Annotated in this window: 20 protein-coding genes; 14 read left to right on the top strand and 6 right to left on the bottom strand. The window is 64.1% G+C overall.

The annotated features are described in order from the left end of the window. Nucleotides 1-17 precede the first annotated feature (17 nt). Nucleotides 18-926 carry an urea transporter gene (locus MST27_RS16620; RefSeq protein WP_243607056.1) on the top strand — a complete coding sequence of 303 codons (909 nt, stop codon included), beginning with the start codon at nt 18-20 and terminating at the stop codon, nt 924-926. Here MST27_RS16620 and MST27_RS16615 read toward each other — a convergent pair. Beyond that, nucleotides 923-1,147 carry a DUF2188 domain-containing protein gene (locus MST27_RS16615; protein WP_243607055.1) on the bottom strand — a complete coding sequence of 75 codons (225 nt, stop codon included), beginning with the start codon at nt 1,145-1,147 and terminating at the stop codon, nt 923-925. The two genes, MST27_RS16620 and MST27_RS16615, sit on opposite strands and share 4 nt — an antisense overlap. A 275-nt stretch (nt 1,148-1,422) precedes the next feature. On the opposite strand from MST27_RS16615, the gene hmpA reads away from it, so the two are divergent. From hmpA to pncB, 4 genes are all read left to right on the top strand, one after another. Then, nucleotides 1,423-2,601: an NO-inducible flavohemoprotein gene (gene hmpA, locus MST27_RS16610; protein WP_243607054.1), complete on the top strand. Its 1,179-nt coding sequence runs from the start codon at nt 1,423-1,425 to the stop codon at nt 2,599-2,601. A 60-nt stretch (nt 2,602-2,661) separates the two neighbouring features. Further along, nucleotides 2,662-2,895 carry a hypothetical protein gene (locus tag MST27_RS16605; protein ID WP_275973267.1) on the top strand — a complete coding sequence of 78 codons (234 nt, stop codon included), beginning with the start codon at nt 2,662-2,664 and terminating at the stop codon, nt 2,893-2,895. A gap of 234 nt (nt 2,896-3,129) precedes the next feature. After that, the gene (locus MST27_RS16600; protein ID WP_423706585.1) at nt 3,130-3,306 is read left to right on the top strand and encodes a con-10 family general stress protein; all 177 of its coding nucleotides are present in this window, start codon (nt 3,130-3,132) and stop codon (nt 3,304-3,306) included. A gap of 368 nt (nt 3,307-3,674) precedes the next feature. Further along, nucleotides 3,675-4,871 (top strand): nicotinate phosphoribosyltransferase, encoded by a 1,197-nt coding sequence (gene pncB, locus MST27_RS16595; protein WP_243607053.1) that lies wholly within the window; start codon nt 3,675-3,677, stop codon nt 4,869-4,871. A gap of 3 nt (nt 4,872-4,874) precedes the next feature. Here the strand turns inward: pncB and MST27_RS16590 are convergent, their stop codons facing one another. Further along, nucleotides 4,875-6,077: a GGDEF domain-containing protein gene (locus MST27_RS16590; protein WP_243607052.1), complete on the bottom strand. Its 1,203-nt coding sequence runs from the start codon at nt 6,075-6,077 to the stop codon at nt 4,875-4,877. A gap of 359 nt (nt 6,078-6,436) precedes the next feature. Here MST27_RS16590 and MST27_RS16585 point away from each other — a divergent pair, with 359 nt between their 5' ends. Further along, nucleotides 6,437-8,353 carry an autotransporter outer membrane beta-barrel domain-containing protein gene (locus tag MST27_RS16585; RefSeq protein ID WP_243607051.1) on the top strand — a complete coding sequence of 639 codons (1,917 nt, stop codon included), beginning with the start codon at nt 6,437-6,439 and terminating at the stop codon, nt 8,351-8,353. Nucleotides 8,354-8,417: 64 nt separating this feature from the next. On the opposite strand, the gene MST27_RS16580 is transcribed toward MST27_RS16585, so the two are convergent. Continuing rightward, nucleotides 8,418-9,317 carry an ATPase gene (locus MST27_RS16580; RefSeq protein ID WP_243607050.1) on the bottom strand — a complete coding sequence of 300 codons (900 nt, stop codon included), beginning with the start codon at nt 9,315-9,317 and terminating at the stop codon, nt 8,418-8,420. Nucleotides 9,318-9,664: 347 nt separating this feature from the next. On the opposite strand from MST27_RS16580, the gene MST27_RS16575 reads away from it, so the two are divergent. Continuing rightward, nucleotides 9,665-9,937: a hypothetical protein gene (locus MST27_RS16575; RefSeq protein WP_243607049.1), complete on the top strand. Its 273-nt coding sequence runs from the start codon at nt 9,665-9,667 to the stop codon at nt 9,935-9,937. A 2-nt stretch (nt 9,938-9,939) separates the two neighbouring features. Here the strand turns inward: MST27_RS16575 and MST27_RS16570 are convergent, their stop codons facing one another. Further along, nucleotides 9,940-10,827, bottom strand: a complete 888-nt coding sequence (locus MST27_RS16570) for a LysR family transcriptional regulator ArgP (protein ID WP_243607048.1) — start codon at nt 10,825-10,827, stop codon at nt 9,940-9,942. Between the two features lie 96 nt (nt 10,828-10,923). Here MST27_RS16570 and MST27_RS16565 point away from each other — a divergent pair, with 96 nt between their 5' ends. The 6 genes from MST27_RS16565 to MST27_RS16540 all read left to right on the top strand — a co-directional run bounded on the left by MST27_RS16565 (nt 10,924) and on the right by MST27_RS16540 (nt 17,228). Next, nucleotides 10,924-11,526 carry a LysE/ArgO family amino acid transporter gene (locus MST27_RS16565; protein ID WP_243607047.1) on the top strand — a complete coding sequence of 201 codons (603 nt, stop codon included), beginning with the start codon at nt 10,924-10,926 and terminating at the stop codon, nt 11,524-11,526. 358 nt (nt 11,527-11,884) lie between these two features. Next, complete coding sequence (locus MST27_RS16560; RefSeq protein ID WP_243607046.1) at nt 11,885-12,463, top strand: superoxide dismutase; 579 nt, start codon at nt 11,885-11,887, stop codon at nt 12,461-12,463. A 329-nt stretch (nt 12,464-12,792) separates the two neighbouring features. Continuing rightward, nucleotides 12,793-14,346, top strand: a complete 1,554-nt coding sequence (locus MST27_RS16555; protein ID WP_243607045.1) for an ABC transporter ATP-binding protein — start codon at nt 12,793-12,795, stop codon at nt 14,344-14,346. Between the two features lie 13 nt (nt 14,347-14,359). After that, nucleotides 14,360-15,463, top strand: a complete 1,104-nt coding sequence (locus MST27_RS16550) for an ABC transporter permease (RefSeq protein WP_243607044.1) — start codon at nt 14,360-14,362, stop codon at nt 15,461-15,463. Nucleotides 15,464-15,530: 67 nt separating this feature from the next. Then, nucleotides 15,531-16,457 carry an ABC transporter permease gene (locus tag MST27_RS16545; protein WP_243607043.1) on the top strand — a complete coding sequence of 309 codons (927 nt, stop codon included), beginning with the start codon at nt 15,531-15,533 and terminating at the stop codon, nt 16,455-16,457. 90 nt (nt 16,458-16,547) lie between these two features. Then, complete coding sequence (locus MST27_RS16540; protein ID WP_243607042.1) at nt 16,548-17,228, top strand: SDR family oxidoreductase; 681 nt, start codon at nt 16,548-16,550, stop codon at nt 17,226-17,228. Nucleotides 17,229-17,307: 79 nt separating this feature from the next. Here the strand turns inward: MST27_RS16540 and dcd are convergent, their stop codons facing one another. After that, nucleotides 17,308-17,874 (bottom strand): dCTP deaminase, encoded by a 567-nt coding sequence (dcd, locus tag MST27_RS16535; RefSeq protein ID WP_021207353.1) that lies wholly within the window; start codon nt 17,872-17,874, stop codon nt 17,308-17,310. 318 nt (nt 17,875-18,192) lie between these two features. On the opposite strand from dcd, the gene MST27_RS16530 reads away from it, so the two are divergent. Next, nucleotides 18,193-18,402, top strand: coding sequence for a cold-shock protein (locus MST27_RS16530; RefSeq protein WP_037040365.1), 210 nt, complete (start codon nt 18,193-18,195; stop codon nt 18,400-18,402). Between the two features lie 130 nt (nt 18,403-18,532). On the opposite strand, the gene apbC is transcribed toward MST27_RS16530, so the two are convergent. Next, nucleotides 18,533-19,627, bottom strand: a complete 1,095-nt coding sequence (gene apbC, locus MST27_RS16525) for an iron-sulfur cluster carrier protein ApbC (RefSeq protein ID WP_243607041.1) — start codon at nt 19,625-19,627, stop codon at nt 18,533-18,535. Nucleotides 19,628-19,769 lie beyond the last annotated feature (142 nt).

Below are 19,769 nucleotides of genomic sequence, written 5' to 3'. Positions count from 1 at the left end.
GCGACGGCCGCCCGCCCATGGTCGCCCTTATCGCTGCTTCGTTGCGCGCCACGCTGAACGGTGCCAGCCAGATCCTGTTACAGACCCACCCGGGTTGCGGACTGCTCGTGCTCGTCGCCATCGGCTTGCAGGACCGCGCCCTGCTGGCTGGCGCCCTGGTCGGCCTGCTGGCCGGGACCGGCTTCGCCTGGTTTTGCAGCTACCCTCGCCGGGACATCGAAACCGGGCTTTACGGCTACAACGCGACGCTGCTCGGCCTGCTGATCACCCTGGTGCTTGACGGTGCGCCGCTGGCCTGGCCGCTGATCCTTGTCGCCAGCATGCTTTGCGTGCCATTGCAGCGCCGGTTGCTCGAGGGCATGCGGCGGCAGGACCGACTGCCGGGGTTCACCCTTCCGTTCGTGCTGCTGGGCTGGTTGACGCTGGGATTGTGCGGCATGCTGGGCGGGCTGATCGAGGCGCGCTTGCCCGAGCCGGAGATCGGCGGATGGGGTGCGCTGGGCGGGATGTTGCGGGGTATCGGGCAGGTGCTGTTCCTCTCGGCGCCAGCCGCGGGACTGTGCCTGCTCGTCGCGTTGTGCTGGGCTGATCGAAACGCCGCGCTCTGGGCGCTCTGCGGTTCAGCCATCGGTATCTACGCCGCGCTGTTGTCCGGCGCGGCCGAATCGCAGGCGCTGGCCGGACTGGCCGGCTACAACCCGGCGCTGGCAGCCGTGGCGCTGAGTCAGATACACCGCTCGGCCCTGTTTCCGGCCCTCGGTATCGCGCTGGCGATTGCCGCCCGGCTGGCCTTCGAGCAACTGGGTATCGCGCCACTGACGATGCCCTTCATTCTGGCCTGCTGGGCGGTCGCCTTCGGGCTGCGCCTGGCCAGGCAGCACGCCCGGCGGACGAACCCAGGCATCCCCCCTTCGCTGTCGCGCTAGCCCTTGGTCGCGCGCGGATCCTGGTCGCGCGGATAGGTTCGTTCTTCTTCAATCTGGCCGTCGAGGGTATGAATCTTCACCGATGCCGTGCGCAGCTTCATGTAGTCGCGCGTCTCGGCAATGATGTCCTCCTTGGTCGCGGCCTCGATCAGGGCGCGCTTGTCGCCCTCCTCGCGCAGCACCCAGCGATCGTCGTCATGCGTGATGTGGTAGTTCTCCATAGGCGACCTCCTCAGGCTTTCAAGATGGCTAAAGCTATAGAGCCTGCCGCGCCGCCGCGGTTCGATCATCCATCACATGGGCGAAATAAGGGTGCGCACTACCCAGCCGGGTCATGAAAACCCTGAAGCGCCAGGGTCTTATTTACCCTGCCTAGGCTGTCGCCCTTGATTTCCGTCAATTCCAGAACTGGAACGATAGTTGAAACAGGCCGATACCTGCCCGCATCGCACTCCCGCGAGACGAGAGGCAGGCCTACTCACTATCGGAGTCTTCCATGCTTTGTGCCGAACAACGTGCCCTGATCAAAGCCACCGTGCCGCTGCTGGAAACCGGCGGCGAAGCCCTGACCGACCACTTCTACAAACTCATGCTGGCCGAGCATCCCGAAGTGCGCCCGCTGTTCAACCAGGCCCACCAGGCCAGCGGCGACCAGCCGCGCGCATTGGCTAACGGCGTCCTGATGTATGCCCGACACATCGATCGCCTCGAACAGCTCGGTGGGCTGGTTTCGCAGGTCGTAAACAAGCATGTCGCGCTGCAGGTGCAGCCGGAACACTACCCGATCGTCGGTTCCTGCCTGCTGCGGGCGATCCGCGAGGTGCTCGGCGCGCAGATCGCCACCGACGCGGTCATCGACGCCTGGGCCGCTGCTTATGGCCAGCTCGCCGGCATCCTCATCGAAACCGAAGAGCAGATCTACAGCGCCACGGCCGACGCGCCCGGTGGCTGGCGAGGCGCCCGTCGCTTTCGGATCGCACGCAAGGAGGTCGAGAGCAGCGAAATCACTTCGTTCTACCTGACGCCGGAAGACGGCGAGCCGGTGGTCGCTCACCAGCCCGGCCAGTACATTGGCCTGCGGCTCTGGGTCGACGGCAAGGAGCAACGCCGCAACTACTCGCTGTCAGCCATGGCCAACGGGCGTGATTACCGAATCAGCGTCAAGCGCGAGCCCGGCGGCGTGGTGTCCAACGCCCTGCATCGCATGGTCGAGGGCGAGTCGCTCGACCTCTTCGCCCCGGCTGGCGATTTCACCCTGCAGCCGAGCGACAAGCCGCTGGTGCTGATCAGCGGTGGCGTGGGCATCACCCCGACGCTGGCGATGTTGGAAGCGGCACTGCAGAGCGAGCGGCCGATCCACTTCATCCACTGCGCACGCAACGCCGACGCTCATGCCTTCCGGGCCACCATCGACGCCCTTGCCGAGCGCCACGACCAGCTCAAGCGGTTCTACAGCTATGACGAGCATGCCGGCGATGCCAAGCAGCCCGACGCCGTCGGGCTGATGACCGCAGATCGCCTGGATCAATGGCTGCCAGCCGACCGCGACCTGGACGCCTACTTCCTCGGCCCGCGCCCCTTCATGGCGGCGATCCGCCGGCAGCTGAGAGCGCTCGGCGTGCCCGAAGACCAGGCGCGATACGAATTCTTCGGCCCCGCGGCCGCGCTGGACTGAACCACCGGGGCCTGCAGGAGCGGGCCCTCACCCACGCCAACCCTAGCGAGGTACCTTCGAATGATCGTTCAACCGCTCGAGCCTCACCGCCTGCTGGTCTTCGCCAACCTGACCATGCTCGTCGGCCTCGTCCTGCTCCTGCTTGGCATAGCCGGTGCCTATGTGCTGGATCGCCAATTGACGCTCGGCCTGGTTGTCGCCAGCCATGCCCTGGTGATTCTCGGTCCGACCGCGGTGAAGGTCGGCTACGTCATGCGCCTGGCGGCGCAGCGCCAGATAGGGCTGTCGACCTGAAGTAATCAGTAATAAAAAGTTGGACGAATAGTTATACAGCTATAACTGTTCGTATTAGTTTGCCGTTTCGCTGTCATAACAAAATGCCATGCATCATTAATGTGAGCTTTTACCATTCGTCTGCCGCTTGTTCGCAACAGGAAACTCCTGCGCGCAAAGTCCTCTCTGAAAACGTGAAGGCTGAGGAAAGTTGTCCAGCCCCGCAGAAGTCTGTATCCATTGAGGAGAAATGACATGGCGAACAAAAATCCTGGCAACTTTGCAAACGACCGCGAAAAAGCCTCTGAAGCAGGCAAGAAAGGCGGCCACAACAGCGGAGGCAACTTCGCCAACGACCGCGAAAAGGCATCTGAAGCTGGCCGCAAGGGCGGGCAGAACAGCCACGGCGGTGGTCGTAGCAGCAATAGCTGAATGAAGCTATTGGAAAAAGGCAAAGGCATGTCCTTTGCCTTTTTTTATGGATAACTCGTTAACTTTCTTATAAAGCTCACCTGCAACTAACGGATTCGAAGTAATTATTGAAATCCTCACTTCGAACCCTATTGCAGTGTGTACCGAAATTATCAGGGAGGCATCGCGCATGACCGACCGAAGCGTTCCGCCCAGTCCCGGCGACCAGGCCCCACCCGGCACGCCTGGAACCGGCGAAAACATCTGCCCGGCCTGTCACGGAAGCGGCCGTATCGACACCCAGGCGTGCCAAAACTGTGGTGGGACCGGTAAGGTAGTCGAAGGCATCGGCGGCGCCTGAAGCCTGCCACGGACCCAGGAGCACCCCAATGAGCGTCAGCGCGTTTTCCGAGCGGATCATCCAGAGCCTGATGGATACCGATTACTACAAGCTGACGATGATGCAGGCCGTGCTGCACCACTACCCCAACGCCGAGGTCGAGTGGGCTTTCCGCAGCCGTTCGGAAGAAGATCTTTCACCCTACCTCGGTGCCATCCGCGAGCAGATGGAAGCGCTGGCAGAGTTGCGGTTCGAGCCGGCGGAACTGGCGTTCCTCGAACGCATTCCCTACATGCAGCCGGATTTCATCCGCTTTCTCGGCCTGTTCCGCTTCGACCCCCGCTACGTCCGAGTCGAACTCGAGGACGGCGAGCTGGTGGTGTATCTGCGCGGTCCCTGGTTGCACGTCATCCTGTTCGAAGTGCCGCTGCTGGCGATCATCAGCGAGGTACGAAACCGGGTTCGCTATCCGCAGGTCACGCTGGAGCAGGCCGAAGCCCGCCTCGAGGAAAAGCTCGAATGGTTGCGCCAGGAAGCCAGCGAGGCCGAGCTCGCCGGCTTCAACCTGGCCGACTTCGGCACCCGGCGACGCTTTTCCTTCGCCGTGCAGGCCCGCGTGGTGGAGCGGCTGAAAGCCGACTTTCCCGGCAATTTCGTCGGCACCAGCAACGTCCACCTCGCGCGCACGCTGAACCTCAAGCCCATGGGCACCATGGCCCACGAATGGATCATGGCGCACCAGCAGCTCGGCCCGCGCCTGATCGACAGCCAGAGCGCCGCGCTGGACTGCTGGGCGCGCGAATACCGCGGCGCATTGGGCATTGCCATCACCGACTGCGTCACCATGGATGCCTTCATGGCCGACTTCGATCTGTATCTGGCCAAACTGTTCGACGGGCTACGTCACGACTCTGGGGACCCTGTCGAATGGGCCGAAAAGGCCATCGCGCACTACAAGCGGCTGGGCATCGACCCGATGACCCGACAGCTGGTGTTCTCCGACGGTCTGGATTTCCGCAAGGCGCTGGGCATCTACCGGGCGCTGCTCGGGCGCAGCAACACCAGCTACGGCATCGGCACCCAGCTGACCTGCGACATCCCGGGCGTCGAGCCGACCAACATGGTCATCAAGATGACCAGCTGCAATGGCCAACCGGTGGCCAAGATTTCCGATTCGCCCGGCAAGACCATGTGCCGAGACGAAGCCTTCGTCGCCTACCTCAAGCACGTCTTCGGCGTGAAATGAGCCTCAGGCGTGCGAAGGCGGCTCGGCCAGGGCGGTGCCGGCGGTGCCGTCTTCGCCGCCGGTGCACAGGCGGTTGCGACCGCTCGCCTTGGCCAGGTGCATCCGGCGGTCGGCCAGTGCCATCAGCTCTGCCGAGGACTCGGTGAAATCGCGACACCGCTCGGCCAGCCCGATGCTGGCGGTCAGCGGCGTACCATCGGGCCGGCCCCCCAGCCCACGGCGCACCATACGGTCGAGCACCAGCCGGGCCTGGTCCATGTCGGTATCCGGCATGATGATCACGAAGGCCTCCCCACCCCAGCGCAGCACGCTGTCGGTGCTGCGCAGCGTGGCCAGCAGGTGGCGGCCGAACTCACGCAGGACAGCGTCGCCAGCTTCGTGGCCGAAGCGGTGGTTGATCGCCTTGAAGTGGTCCAGGTCGAGCAAGGCGACAGCGAGCCCCGTATCGTGTCGGCGAGAGGTATCCCACTGCAGCTGCAGGATCTCCTGGCCGCTTGCTCTGGCGAAGGTGCCGGTCAGCGGATCACGGATGGCCTGGCGTACCAGCACGATCATGAAGGCGAGCTGGCTCAGGCTGGCCAGTGCCGTCACGCCGGCGATCAGCAACGCCAGCCAGAAGACCGCGGCGAACGACGGCCAGTCCAGGGTCGCCCAGCTCAGATAAGCGGCCACCGCCTGCGCCAGCAGCAGCGCGCTGGCGAGCACGGCGTTTTCCAGCAGCGTCAAGGGAAAGATCGCGAGGCCAGCCATCAGTAATAAGGGCAAAAAGGCATAGCCGGCGGCGGCAACCGCGGACAGCTCGGTCAGTTGATAGCCGCCGAGCAGCGTATGCGAAGCGATGTAGAACAAGGTCGGGATGGCAAAAAGGCAAGCTACCGCCCGATAAGCGCCGTACAGGCTGCCGTTGGGCCGGTGCAGGAGCAGCAAACAGGCGAACGCCGCACATGCCAGCAGGCGAAAGGTCACCAGGCTCAACCACAGCGGATACGGGAAGACCATCAGGTCGACGAGGCCCCAAATGGGCGTCAGTACGGCGAACAGGAAGGCAAGCAGCCGCACCCGATTGACGATCAGCGTCGCGCGTCTTTGGGTCAGCAGCATCGAATGTCGATGGGGCAGGAGCAGTTTGACCAGTTCCTCGGCCCGCAGCTCGCTGGGCAGCAACGTCGCCAGACGGCCCCGCAGAAGGTCGATCAGTGAAGGCATTGTTCTCGTTACCTGAAAGCGCGTCATGCGGCCAGCTACACTGCTGGAAGCGGCGGATACTATCACTTTGATACTGACGCGGTTCGGGCTCATGGCCCGGCACCGTCCGTCGGCGCACCCGGTCGATTGGCGCGCACTACCTTAACGACCGCTCACCCCAATACCGCAGTGTCTATTCTGTTTTTTCGGAGTCCGTCGGGAATTGGCCGATGGACGGCGCCCGCTCATTCCTTCGAGGGACAGCGCCAACGCCCAAAATGCCGCTAAAGAGCGCTTATCGATCGCCCTATTCACCGTTAGCGTGAATGGCGACGCTCAAGACGTCCGGCCCACAAGAACAACAATACGGAGACCGCCACGTGCCCAACGCACTCAAGCCTCTTGCTTTCGTCATCGCTGCCACCCTGCCGCTCGCAGCGGCTGCCGACGGCAGCCCCTATAGCCAATTCGTCAACTTCGGCGACTCGCTCAGCGATGCCGGCAACTTTCCGGATGTCGGCGGCCCCCTGCTAGGTGGCAATCCGACTGGCGGCCTTCGCTTCACCAACCGTACCGGTCCTACTTACGCTGCGAACAACACGGAGTACTTCGGTCAGGTTGTTACCCAGGTACTCGCAGGCCGTTTGGGCCTTCAGTCGCTGCCCTCTACACCGCTATTGCCAGAGCTGCTCACCGGAAACGCTGACGGTACCAACTACGCCGTCGGGGGTTACCGAACGGATCAGATCCTCGCCTCGATCAATGACCGCTCGACGGTCGAGGCGAATGGGCTGTCGCGCAGCCGCCTGGGTTATCTGGTGGAAAACCCTCGGGTCGACCCCAACGGCTTGTACTACCTCAACGGCGGTGCGAACGACATATTCCAGCTCGTCCAGAATGGCCGCCCCGTCACCATGGCGCAGGCGGCCGACAACATGGTCCAGGCCGTCGAGGCGCTACAGCTCGCCGGCGCGCGTTACATAGTGGTGTCGGATCTGCCTAATGTCGGCGATACGCCACTGGGCAACAGCCTGCCCGGACTCGGCGCCCTGCTCAACGGACTGAGCGATGAATTCAACGACGAATTGGCCGCCGGGTTGCAGGCGCAGGGCGGCAATTACGTGTTGCTGAACAACCGATTGCTGCTCTCCGAAATCCGCGCCGATCTCGCGCTCTACGGCTTCGACCCCACGATCGACCAGACGGCCGTGTGCTTCAGCGGTGACGGCTGTACACCGGACCCGACCTACGGGCTCGGCAGTGCCGCGGCCGACCCGAGTCGCCTGCTGTTCAACGACGCGGTGCATCCAACCACGGCGGTCCACCAAATCAGTGCGGACTACATCTACTCGATCCTCGAGGCGCCGGCCCAGGTCTCCCTGCTTCCTGAAATGGGCCGGGCCGCCCTCAGCAATCACTGGCAGATGCTCGATACCGAGTTGGCTGTGCAGCGCGCCAATCGCCAGGCGATCGGCAGTTGGAGAGCCTTTGTCCAGGGCGACTACAGCCGTTCGGAATACGATGGGTTCGGCGGTGGCGATGGCAAGCGCCCGGCACTCACGGTCGGATTCACCCACCGCCTGAACGAGGCATGGCTGTTCGGAGCGGGCCTCGGCGTTGCCGAGAACTCACTCACGCTCGGCGATGCCGATTCCGACTTCGACATGCGCAGCTACCTGGGCACTATCATGGCCGGCTATCAACAGGATCGCCTGTTCGCGCAGATCGCAGTCAGCGCCGGCTATCTCGATTACGACTCGCTGAACCGCCGCTTCGCGCTAGGTGTAGCCGAGCGCACCGAGAAGGGCAGTACAGAGGGGACGCTTTGGGGCGTAGCAGGCAAGACCGGCTTCAACCTGATGCAGCCCGGCGACGCCCTGACGTTCGGTCCCTTCATCGGCGCCAGCTATCAGAAAATCGAAGTGGACGGCTACCGCGAGGATGGCGCCAGCGCGACAGCGCTGACTTTCGACGACCAGTCGCTGAAATCGCTGCGTCTCTCGGCGGGCCTGTTCGGTGAATACGCACTGACTGGGCGAACCCAGCTGTTCGGCGAGGTCGCACGAGAAGTCGAGCGGGAGGATGACGATCGGGAGGACCTGCGCCTGTCCCTGAACAGCGTGGCCGGCAACAGTTTCGAACTGCCGGGCGCAGTGCGGACTGGCGACCAGACGCGCTTCAAACTGGGTCTGGCGCATCAGTTGACCGACGGCATCAGCCTGCGTGCGAACTATCACTACATCGGCAACGACAACCGCAACCACGGCATCGGTCTGTCGCTCGCGGTCGATCTGTAAACCAATCCTCGTTTGGCTTGCCTTGCCCGGCCGCTACGCCTCGCTGCGTAGCGGTTTTTTTTCGTCAGCGCTGTTGCTGCAGGTTGGCGATCTGGCTCTGCAACGTATTGATGCTGCGGGTCATCTGAGCGCGGAAGGCATCGAATTCGCCGGTGTTCACCCCCGGGGTCGGGGTCGGACGGTTGTCCAGCTCGCTGCGCAGGACCAGCAGATCCTGCTCCAGGCGACTGACAGCCTGGCTGGGGTCGCCTTTCTGCTTCAGCGCCGCGATGTCCTTGCTCATCCCCTCGATGCGCGACGCGAGCGACGGTACGGAATCCACCGCGCCCTTGAGGTCGCTCACGGCGCGCTTGAGCGTCGCCTGCTCGCCATCGAGCCCCTTGAGGCTTTCAGCCAGCTCGGCCGTGCTGGCCTGCTGGGTACGCACCTCCGAGGACACGGCCTCGACACGTCGCCCCTGCTCTTCCAGCCGCTGCTGCTGATTGTCCTGCTTGCCGACCAGGCTCTGCTGCTGCGTGGTGATGGCGCGCTGTTGCTCGGCGAGTTCCTGGGCCTGCTTTTCCAGTTGCTTGATGCGCAGCTTGAGCGCTTCGCCTTCGGTGGTGACATTCGATTCGGTGGCCACGACCTTGCCGGAGATGTCCTGCAGCCGCCCGGCCGCGTCCTCACTGATGCGAGCAAAGCTCTCCTGGGTCGCTACCAATTGTGCTTCGAGGCGGTCGATCTGCTGCATGCTCCACCAGCCCAGACCGCCCAGCGCGACGGCCAGCACGACGATCATCAGCCAGAGTGGCGCCGTGCTGACGTTGCGACGCTTCTGCCGGGAACGTCCTTCGTCCGCCCGCAGGTCAGGTGCGGGGCGACGAATCGGTTCCAGCTCGGGGGCTGGATAGGGCCCATCTTGGTCGCGAGCGGCGGTCAGGCTGGGTACGTTTTCCAGTTCGTCGTGAGCATCGTTGCGCATGGGATACCTTCGAGGGGGCGCGGAGCGAAAACAACGCGCAGTATAACGATTCGACCAGGCGACTTCAGCGCCCTGGATGTGACGCCGCACCAGGAACAGGCGCCGCCGACGCGGCGAGCCTCACCGCCGTGCAACCCGCCCCCCGGCTATGCGGAGATCAGGCTCGACGAAAAGAAGCCTCGCATCTACTGCAAGCCGCATTCCGCCTGGCGTTCATCCGCCCCGCAGCGGCCAAAAGCGTGAACTGGTACGCCCATTGCTACACCCGTCATGCCAGCGGATAGCGTTTTCCGACAAGGAGGTCGGGCCCAAGGCGTGACAGTGACAACAAGAAGGAGCGAGTCGGTATGGAGATCAACAAGGCCGTTCTCGACTGTATGCAGAGCTTGCGCCGTCGTCTGCGCGACGAACAGCGGCTGGACATTCGCCTGAGCCAGCCGGACGCCGTCACGGCCATGCTCACCGCTTGCCTCGGTTCCGGCGACGAACTGACCCGCGAACTCGGTCGCCAGTTGGCGGCCTACACCGACCAACCCACTCCCGTCGCCATCAAGCCCTCCAGCGCATCCGCCCATGTTCCGTCGGTACGTATCTATCGCGGCCAACGCGTCATGGCCTGAGCCTACCCGACCAACCACTGACCGGCTGACCGCTGCAACTGGCGCGTGAACTCGGCCAGCAGTTCGCCGCCATTGCGCCAGTGATGCCAGTACAGCCGCACGTCGATCGGCGGGCCACTGTACACATCGACCAGCGCCCCGCTGCGGTACAGCTCCTGCACTTGCAGCTCGGGCACCAGCCCCCAACCCAGGCCGCTCTGAATCAGGCGCACGAAGCCTTCCGACGATGGGCAGAGATGGTGACTGAACGGCCCTTCCAACCCCAGCGACGCCAGGTAGCGATGCTGCAACTGATCATCCGGGCCGAACACGATGGCCGGCGCGCGCAGCAGCGCCTCGGCTGGAGGTGCATCGCGCAGGTGCCGCTCGACAAAAGCCGGGCTGGCCAGGGCGCGATAGCGCATGGCCCCGAGAAACTCGCTACGGGCGCCGCCCAGCGGACGCTCCACGGCGCAGACGCAGGCCGCCACCTCACCTGCGCGCATGCGCTTGAGGCCAACGTCCTGATCCTCCAGCACGTGGTCGAGTACCACGCCATGGGCTGCGCAAAAAGGCGCAACCGCCGGTGCCCACCAGGTCGCCAGGCTGTCGGAATTAAGCGCGATGCGCAGCCGCTCCGGCAGATGGCTGTCGTCGAGCTGCGGCACCTGGGCCTGCAGGTCGCGCTCCAGCAGCCGCACCTGCTGTACGTGGTTAAGCAGGCGGCGCCCCACCTCGGTGGGCTTTGGCGGTGTTGCACGAAGCAGTACCGGCTGCCCGAGCCGAGCCTCGAGCAGCTTGATCCGCTGCGAAACGGCCGATTGCGAAAGACCCAGACGCTGTGCCGCACGATCGAACCCTGCCTGTTCCACCACAGCCGCCAGGGCAGCGAGAAGCTTGTAATCGAACATTAGCTCACCTTATGCCGCATAACGATTTTTCGTTTTTCTTATAGAGCGGCTGCACCGAAACTGCCAGCCACTCTTTCGGATAAAGGCAACAGCGTCATGTGGCAGAGCTATTTCAACGGGTTGATCGTCACCGCAGGACTGATCGTGGCAATCGGCGCGCAGAACGCCTTCGTCCTGGCGCAGAGCCTGCGACGCGAGCATCACCTGCCGGTCGCGGCGCTGTGCATCCTGTGCGACATCATCTTGGTCAGTGTCGGCGTGTTCGGCCTCGCCGCCGTACTGGCCCGCAGCCCCCTGTTGCTCGAAATCACCCGCTGGGGCGGCGCGGCGTTCCTGCTGTATTACGGCGTGGTTGCCCTGCGTCGCGCCGCTCGCCCGCAAAGCCTGAAGGAAGACGAACGCAACGGCAGCCGCCCGCTGCGCCGCGTGCTGCTGGCGGCGCTGGCCGTGACCCTGCTCAACCCGCATGTGTACCTGGACACCGTCCTGCTGATCGGCACGCTCGGTGCCCAACAACCGGAACCGGGCGCCTACACCCTCGGCGCGGCAAGCGCCTCGACGATGTGGTTCATGATCCTCGCGCTCGGCGGGGCCTGGCTCGCCCCCTGGCTGGCTCGTCCCCTGACCTGGCGACTCATTGACCTGGGCGTGGCCGCGATGATGTTCGCCGTCGCCGCTCAACTCATCGTCGCCTCCTGAGGAACGACCGCCACAGGCGAAGGTCCACGCAGAGGGTTCTCCCCGGCCCAGCCCGCCAGACCGTCGCTTTCACAGGCTCTGGCTCGGCTTTCCCACACAGTTGGCGCGTGGTTTTGCCGCAGGGCCGGTGCTATGATCCCGGGTTCGCGGGCATGGAGCGGAACGCTTCAGCCCGCCACCACGGCCGCCCGTGAACGGCCAAGAGATTGCGCACGCATGCAGCGAGCGAAGGGAAAAGACAGACGCAAACGGACGACTTCGTGCAGTTTCATCCGTGGCGCAAAGCGCTGACCTCCAGTGCAACTGCCTCCTTCCAGCTGGCCGCATCAATCCTCGACACCTGAGCAGGAGATACACCATGGCTTTCGAATTGCCCCCGCTTCCGTTTGAAAAGAACGCCCTCGAGCCGCACATTTCCGCCGAGACGTTCGAGTATCACCATGGCAAGCATCACCAGGCCTACGTGACCAACCTGAACAACCTGATTCCGGGTACCGAGTTCGAAGGCAAGGACCTGGAAACCATCATCAAGACCTCTTCCGGTGGCATCTTCAACAACGCCGCCCAGGTCTGGAACCACACTTTCTTCTGGAACTGCATGGCCCCGAACGCTGGCGGCCAGCCGACCGGCGCTCTGGCTGATGCCATCAACGCCGCCTTCGGCTCCTTCGACAAGTTCAAGGAAGAGTTCACCAAGACCGCCATCGGCACCTTCGGCTCCGGCTGGGCCTGGCTGGTGAAGAAGTCCGACGGCAGCGTCGGTCTGGCGAGCACCATCGGTGCCGGCAACCCGATGACCGCTGGCGACAAGCCGCTGCTGACCTGCGACGTCTGGGAACACGCCTACTACATCGACTACCGCAACGCCCGTCCGAAGTTCGTCGAGGCGTTCTGGAACGTCGTGAACTGGGACTTCGTGGCGAAGAACTTCGCCTGAAGTCCGGCCTGCCAGCGGTAGCCTGAACCGGTTGCCGTCAGCATGCTAATGAAATGCCCGCATCCTTCCGATGCGGGCATTTTTCGTTGTGGCGCAGGGTAGCGGCAGGCGACGCCCTCTACTCAGCACAATGCCCCGCACGGCGCCCTGAAGCGGTGCGGCACGCCTGGCAGCCTGTCGGCAAAGCACCATTTCGGCGCAACGACTATCATCGCCACGAACGTTCGGCCCGGCTCACGCCGATTCGCCGGAGCGCGGGCGACGTTTCCTGACTGCTTGGCCAGCTTTTTGCTTTTCTCTCGACCACGAATCACAGCGGAACCCTGTTCATGTCTGACTCATCCACCGCCCGGCTGCAGCTTCGAGGCATCACCAAGCAGTACCCGGGCTGCCTGGCGAACGACCGTATCGACCTGTCCATCGAACCTGGCGAGATCCATGCGCTGCTGGGCGAGAACGGCGCAGGCAAGAGCACGCTGATGAAGATCATCTACGGCGTGACGCAGCCGGACGCCGGGCAGATCGTCTGGCAGGGCGAGCCGGTCGTCATGCGCGACCCGGCACAGGCGCGCGAACGCGGCATCGGCATGGTGTTCCAGCACTTTTCACTGTTCGAGACGCTGACCGTGGCGGAGAACATCGCCCTCGCGCTGGGGGCCGCGGCCGGCTCACCCAGGCAGCTGGAGCCGAAGATCCGTGAGGTGTCTAAGCGCTACGGCATGCCGCTCGAACCGCACCGCCTGGTGCACAGCCTGTCGATCGGCGAGCGCCAGCGGGTGGAGATCGTCCGCTGCCTGATGCAGGACATCAAACTCTTGATCCTCGACGAACCCACCTCGGTGCTCACGCCGCAGGAAGCCGATGATCTCTTCGTCACCCTGCGCCGCCTGGCCGGCGAAGGCTGCAGCATCCTGTTCATCAGCCACAAGCTCAACGAAGTACGGGCCCTGTGCCAGACGGCCACCGTCTTGCGTGGCGGCAAGGTGTCCGGAGACTGCATACCGGCCGAGTGCTCGGATCTGCAACTGGCACGGCTGATGGTCGGCGACGCCGAAGGGCTCGAAGCGGAGTACCCAAAGGCCGAGGGCGCGGCGCCCTTCCTGCGTGTCGAGCGTCTGTCGTGGCACAACGCCGACCCGTTCGGCGTGTCACTGCGCGAGGTCGACCTCGAAGTCCGCGCCGGCGAGATCGTGGGCATTGCCGGCGTGGCCGGCAACGGTCAGGACGAACTGCTCGCCCTGCTCAGTGGCGAACGTCCGCTGGTGCCGAGCGAAGGCGACACGATCCGCTTCCTCGGTGACCCGGTCGCACACCTGCGGCCCGACGCGCGCCGGCGCCATGGCATGGCTTTCGTGCCGGCCGAGCGCCTGGGCCACGGCGCCGTGCCAAGCATGAGCCTGGCAGACAATGCCCTGCTCACCGCGTACCAGCAGCGCGGAATGCTGGGCAAGGGGCTGATCCAGCGCAGCCGAGTCAAGGCGTTCGCCGAGCGCATCATCCAGCGCTTCGCCGTGAAGACGCCGGACGCCGAAACCACCGCGGCCAGCCTGTCCGGTGGCAACCTGCAGAAGTTCATCCTGGGGCGCGAGATCCTTCAGCAACCCAAGCTGCTGATCGCCGCGCACCCGACCTGGGGCGTCGACGTCGGCGCCGCCGCGGCGATCCATCGGGCGCTGATCGAGCTGCGCGACGCCGGCGCCGCCATCCTGGTGATTTCGGAGGACCTGGAAGAACTGTTCCAGATCAGCGACCGGATCGCCGCACTCAGCCACGGCGCGCTGTCGGCCCAGTACCCGACCGCGAGCACCACGCCGGCGGAAGTCGGGCGCTGGATGGCCGGCCAGTTCGATACCCGCATTCCCGCATCCACTCCCGCTGCCTGACGAGACCGCCTCAATGCTGCTAACCCTCGAACCGCGCGGCCAGCAGTCGCGCGCCATGCTCTGGTTCTCGCCGCTGCTGGCGGCCCTGCTGACCCTGCTCAGCGGCGCACTGCTCTTCGCGGTCCTCGGCCATCCGCCTCTGGAAACACTGAAGGTGCTGCTGATCGATCCGGTGAGCGACCTCTACGGTCTCTCCGAGCTGCTGGTCAAGGCACTGCCGATCATGCTTTGCGCGCTTGGCCTGGCGGTGGTCTACAGCGCCCGTATCTGGAACATCGGGGCGGAAGGCCAACTGCTGATCGGCGCGCTCGCCGGCAGTGCCGTGGCGGTCAATATCATCGAATGGGAAAGCCAGTGGGCACTGGTCATCACGCTGCTGGTCGGCACCCTCGGCGGCGCGGCGTGGGGGGCGCTGTGCGCCTGGTTGAAGACGGCGTTCAACGCCAACGAAATCCTCACCAGCATCATGCTCAACTACATCGCGTTGAACCTGCTGCTGTTCTGCGTCCACGGGCCGCTGAAAGACCCGGAAGGCTTCAACTTCCCGGAATCCGCCATGTTCGGCGACGCTACCCGCCTGCCGCAGATCGTCGAGGACCTGCGCGTCCACGGCGGCCTGTACTTCGCCCTGCTGGCGCTGGTCGCGGTCTGGGTCCTGCTGCAGCGCAGCTTTCTCGGTTTCCAGATCAAGGTCATGGGGCTCGACAAGCGCGCGGCGGGCTTCGTCGGCTTCCGTGACAAATGGCTCGTCTGGGTCACCCTGCTGATCAGCGGCGGACTCGCCGGCCTGGCCGGTGTCGCGGAAGTCACCGGCCCCATCGGCCAACTCGTGCCGCAGGTCTCGCCGGGCTACGGCTATGCGGCGATCACCGTCGCGTTCCTCGGACGGCTGCATCCGCTTGGCATCGTCTTCGCCAGCCTGCTGATGGCGCTGCTGTACCTGGGCGGTGAAAACGCCCAGATGGCCGCCAATCTGCCGCAATCCATCACCCAACTGTTCCAGGGGATGGTGCTGTTCTTCTTGCTGGCGTGCGATGTGCTGATTCTGTATCGCCCGCGTCTCAAGGGCATCGCAAAGCTCAAGGCGGGCCGCTCGACGAAGGAAGCCACGGCATGACCCGGACCTCAACCCTATCTATTTCCAGCCTCATGCCTCCAGTCTTAGACGGCATCCGGGAGTAACCATGGACATCGACCTGCTGACCAATATCTTCTACGCCATGATCCGCACCGGTACGCCGCTACTGCTGGTCGCGCTCGGCGAGCTCGTCTGCGAAAAGACCGGTGTCCTCAATCTCGGCCAGGAAGGCATGATGCTGTTCGGTGCAGTGATCGGCTTCATGGTCGCCTTTTCCACCGGCAACCTCTGGCTCGGCGTGCTGTTCGCCTGCCTCGCCGGGGTGCTGCTCTCGCTGCTGTTCGCCATGGTCGCGCTGGGCTTCAACGCCAATCAGGTGGCGACCGGGTTGGCCCTGACCATCTTCGGGGTCGGCCTGTCATCCTTCGTTGGCGCGAGCTGGGTGGGCAAGCCGCTGGCCGGGTTCGAGCCGATCGCCATCCCGCTGCTCGCCGACATTCCGGTGATCGGGCGGATGCTGTTCGCCCAGGATCTGCTCGTCTACCTGTCCTTCGCGCTGTTCGCCCTGGTCGCCTGGGTGCTGCTGAAAAGCCGCATCGGCCTGATCATCCAGGCCGTCGGCGAGAACCCGAACGCGGCCAGCGCCATGGGCCTGCCGGTGCTACGCGTACGCACCCTGGCCGTCATGTTCGGCGGCGCCATGGCGGGCCTCGCCGGCGGCTACATGTCCCTGGCCTATACCCCGATGTGGGCGGAAAACATGACCGCAGGCCGCGGCTGGATCGCCCTGGCGCTGGTGGTGTTCGCCAGTTGGCGCGTCAGCCGCGTGCTGCTCGGCGCCTACCTGTTCGGTCTCGCCAGCATCCTGCATCTGGTCGCCCAGGGCATCGGCCTCGCCATCCCCGGCAACCTGCTGGCGATGCTGCCGTATGTGGCCACCATCCTGGTGTTGGTCATCCTGTCGAGGGATGCGATCCGCACCCGGCTCTACGCACCGGTTTCGCTCGGCCAGCCCTGGCAACCGGGGCATTGATCGGATAGTCCGTCCCTGAAGCCTGGCGCCACCACGCCCCGGCGGTTGTCGACTATGCTCTCCAGCCCACCCCCAACGGAGAGCGAAGCAATGTCCAAGACTGTATTGATGGTCGGCGCATCACGCGGGCTCGGCCTGGGCCTGGCCAAGCAATTCAGCGCCGAAGGCTGGAAGGTGATCGGCACCGTTCGCGATCCCAGCCGGGCCGAGGCTTTGAAGGCAGCGGGCGTGCAGGTCGAAGCGCTGGACATCGCCGATGCCGCCAGCGTCGAGGCGCTCAACGAACGGCTTTCCGGCACCGAACTGGACGTGCTGTATGTCAACGCCGGCATTTCCGGTTCGCGGCAACTCTCGGTTGACAACGCCAGCGACGAGGACGTCGGCCAGCTGTTCGTCACGAACGCCATCGGGCCCGTGCGCCTGGCCAAGCGGATGACGCCGCGGGTCAAACCGGATACCGGCGTGATCGTCTTCATGACGTCGATCATGGGCAGCGTGGAGACCGGGCCGGGGATGGGCATGCCGCTCTACGGCGCCAGCAAGGCCGCGCTGAACCACCTGACGCGGACGTTCGTGGCCGAACTCGGCGAAGATTCAGGTCTGACCGTCATCTCCATGCACCCCGGCTGGGTGAAAACGGACATGGGCGGTGAAGAGGCGCCGCTGGACATCGAGACGAGCTGCCGCGGAATGGTCGAGCAGGTGACCCGCGCGAGCGGCCAGGGTGGTCACCGCTATATCGACTACCAGGGCCAGCCCCTGCCCTGGTAAGCCATGAAACGACGATGCGGATGGCAACAGCGTCGCCATCCGCATCGGTGTGTCGTGCCGGGCCTGGCTCAGGCTGCCGTCACGCCTTGGGCAGGGTCACGCCGCGCTGGCCCTGATACTTGCCGCCGCGGTCGCGGTAGGAGGTTTCGCATTCCTCGTCCGATTCGAGGAACAGCATCTGCGCCACGCCTTCGTTCGCGTAGATCTTTGCCGGCAGCGTGGTGGTGTTGGAGAACTCCAGGGTCACGTGGCCTTCCCATTCAGGCTCGAGCGGCGTGACGTTGACGATGATGCCGCAGCGCGCGTAGGTGCTCTTGCCCAGGCAGATGGTCAACACGTTGCGGGGAATCCGGAAATACTCGACGGTGCGCGCCAGGGCGAAGGAGTTCGGCGGGATGATGCAGACGTCGCTCTTGATGTCGACGAAGCTCTTCTCATCGAAATTCTTCGGATCGACCGTCGCCGAGTTGATGTTGGTAAATACCTTGAATTCATCCGCGCAGCGCACGTCGTAGCCGTAGCTGGACACGCCGTACGAGATCAGTCGCTCATTACCCTCGGTGCGCACCTGGCGCTCGACATAGGGCTCGATCATGCCGTGCTCCTGGGCCATGCGGCGAATCCACTTGTCCGATTTGATGCTCATGGGCGGGCGTCCTGATCTCTGCTGGGCGGTGAATGGAAGGTGCGCATCTTACCGAGCACAAGGGGTTGGTTAAAGCCCGTGCGCCGGCACCACGCGCCGCATATCTGACGCTTCGACCGGAAACTGAAAATAATGCTCGCATTGCGTCAGAAATGGAGTATCTTGCGTTGGCTGCTGCTGCATGTGTCACCGTGAATCGCTACATGTTTAGATTTCGATCCGATCATTGCTACGACTCCTTTAACTCCTTGCACACAGTCACCGTTCGGGGTATTTGCCCGTTCAACAAACATCTACATTGTTCAAGGAGACATTCAAATGTCTAACCGCCAAACCGGTACCGTTAAGTGGTTCAACGATGAAAAAGGCTTCGGCTTCATCACTCCGCAATCCGGTGACGACCTCTTCGTACACTTCCGCGCCATTCAGGGCGAGGGCTTCAAGAGCCTGAAAGAAGGCCAGCAGGTCTCCTTCGTCGCTACTCGCGGCCAGAAGGGCATGCAAGCTGAGGAAGTTCAGGTTATCTAACCTGCCACTTCTCGAAAAAAGCCCCGCTTCGGCGGGGCTTTTTTTTGCCTGCGATTCAGCCTCGAGACAAAGCGATCGGCCCTCATGGGCGCGGAGGGAGGCCCGGCCAGGACCTCCCCCGTCGATGACCTCAGTCGTCAGTCACGACGATGTTGGGCATCGACTGCGCGACGATCTGCCCGCTCTGCGCGATCCGCGCCCCAACACGACGGGCCATCTGCTGATAGATCATGGCGATCTGGCTCTCTGGATCGGCGATGGCGGTCGGCTTGCCGGCATCGGCCTGGCTGCGAATGGCCATGGAAAGCGGTAGCGAGGCCAAGAGTTCGACGTTGTACTGCCCAGCCAGCTTCTCGCCGCCCCCTTCACCGAACAGGTGCTCGGCGTGCCCGCAGTTCGAGCAGATGTGCACCGCCATGTTCTCCACCACGCCCAGCACCGGAATATTCACCTTGCGGAACATCTCCACACCCTTCTTGGCATCGAGCAACGCCAGGTCCTGCGGCGTGGTGACGATGACGGAGCCGACCACCGGCACCTTCTGCGCCAGGGTCAGCTGGATGTCGCCAGTGCCCGGCGGCATGTCCACGATCAGGTAATCGAGGTCGTCCCAGGCCGTCTGGGTGATCAGTTGCAGCAGCGCGCCGGAGACCATCGGACCGCGCCAGACCATGGGCGTCTTGTCATCGGCGAGAAAGGCCATCGACATGATCTGCACGCCGTGCGCCTGCAGCGGGATGAAGGCCTTGCCGTCACGGATTTCCGGGCGCGTGCCTTCGGGGATGCCGAACATGATGCCCTGGCTCGGTCCGTAGATGTCCGCATCCAGCACGCCTACCCGCGCGCCTTCACGGGCCAGCGCCAGCGCCAGGTTCGCTGCGGTAGTGGACTTGCCGACGCCGCCCTTGCCGGACGCCACGGCGATGATGTTCTTCACGTTGCCCAGCGACTCGAGCTGATCCTGCGCCTTGTGCGGGCGGATCACGCAATCGACCTGCACGTCCGCGCGGGTCACACCCTCGAGTCCTTCGATGGCCATGGCGAGCATCTGCGCCCAGCCGCCTCGAAACAAACCGGCGGCATAGCCGAGTTCGAGCTGCACGCTGACACGATCCCCCTGGATCTCGATCGATCGTACGCAACCGGCACTCACCGGGTCCTGGTTCAGGTTAGGGTCGGTGTACTGACCCAGTACGGCTTCCACCGCTTCGCGTGTGACGGTCATGACTGCTCCCAAGAAAAACCAACCAAAACAGACGGGCATCTTACCCCGCTGCACCCGCCGCGGCCCAATACCGGCATCCGGCGGCAACAACTGCGCCATTCGACCCGCGCCCACCGTGCCAGTGCGGATGAAAAATAACGCC

The organism is Stutzerimonas marianensis (genome assembly GCF_022810315.1).
Taxonomy (GTDB): domain Bacteria; phylum Pseudomonadota; class Gammaproteobacteria; order Pseudomonadales; family Pseudomonadaceae; genus Stutzerimonas; species Stutzerimonas marianensis.
Note: the sequence above shows the minus strand (reverse complement) of the source record. Positions and strands in the feature narration are given on the sequence as shown.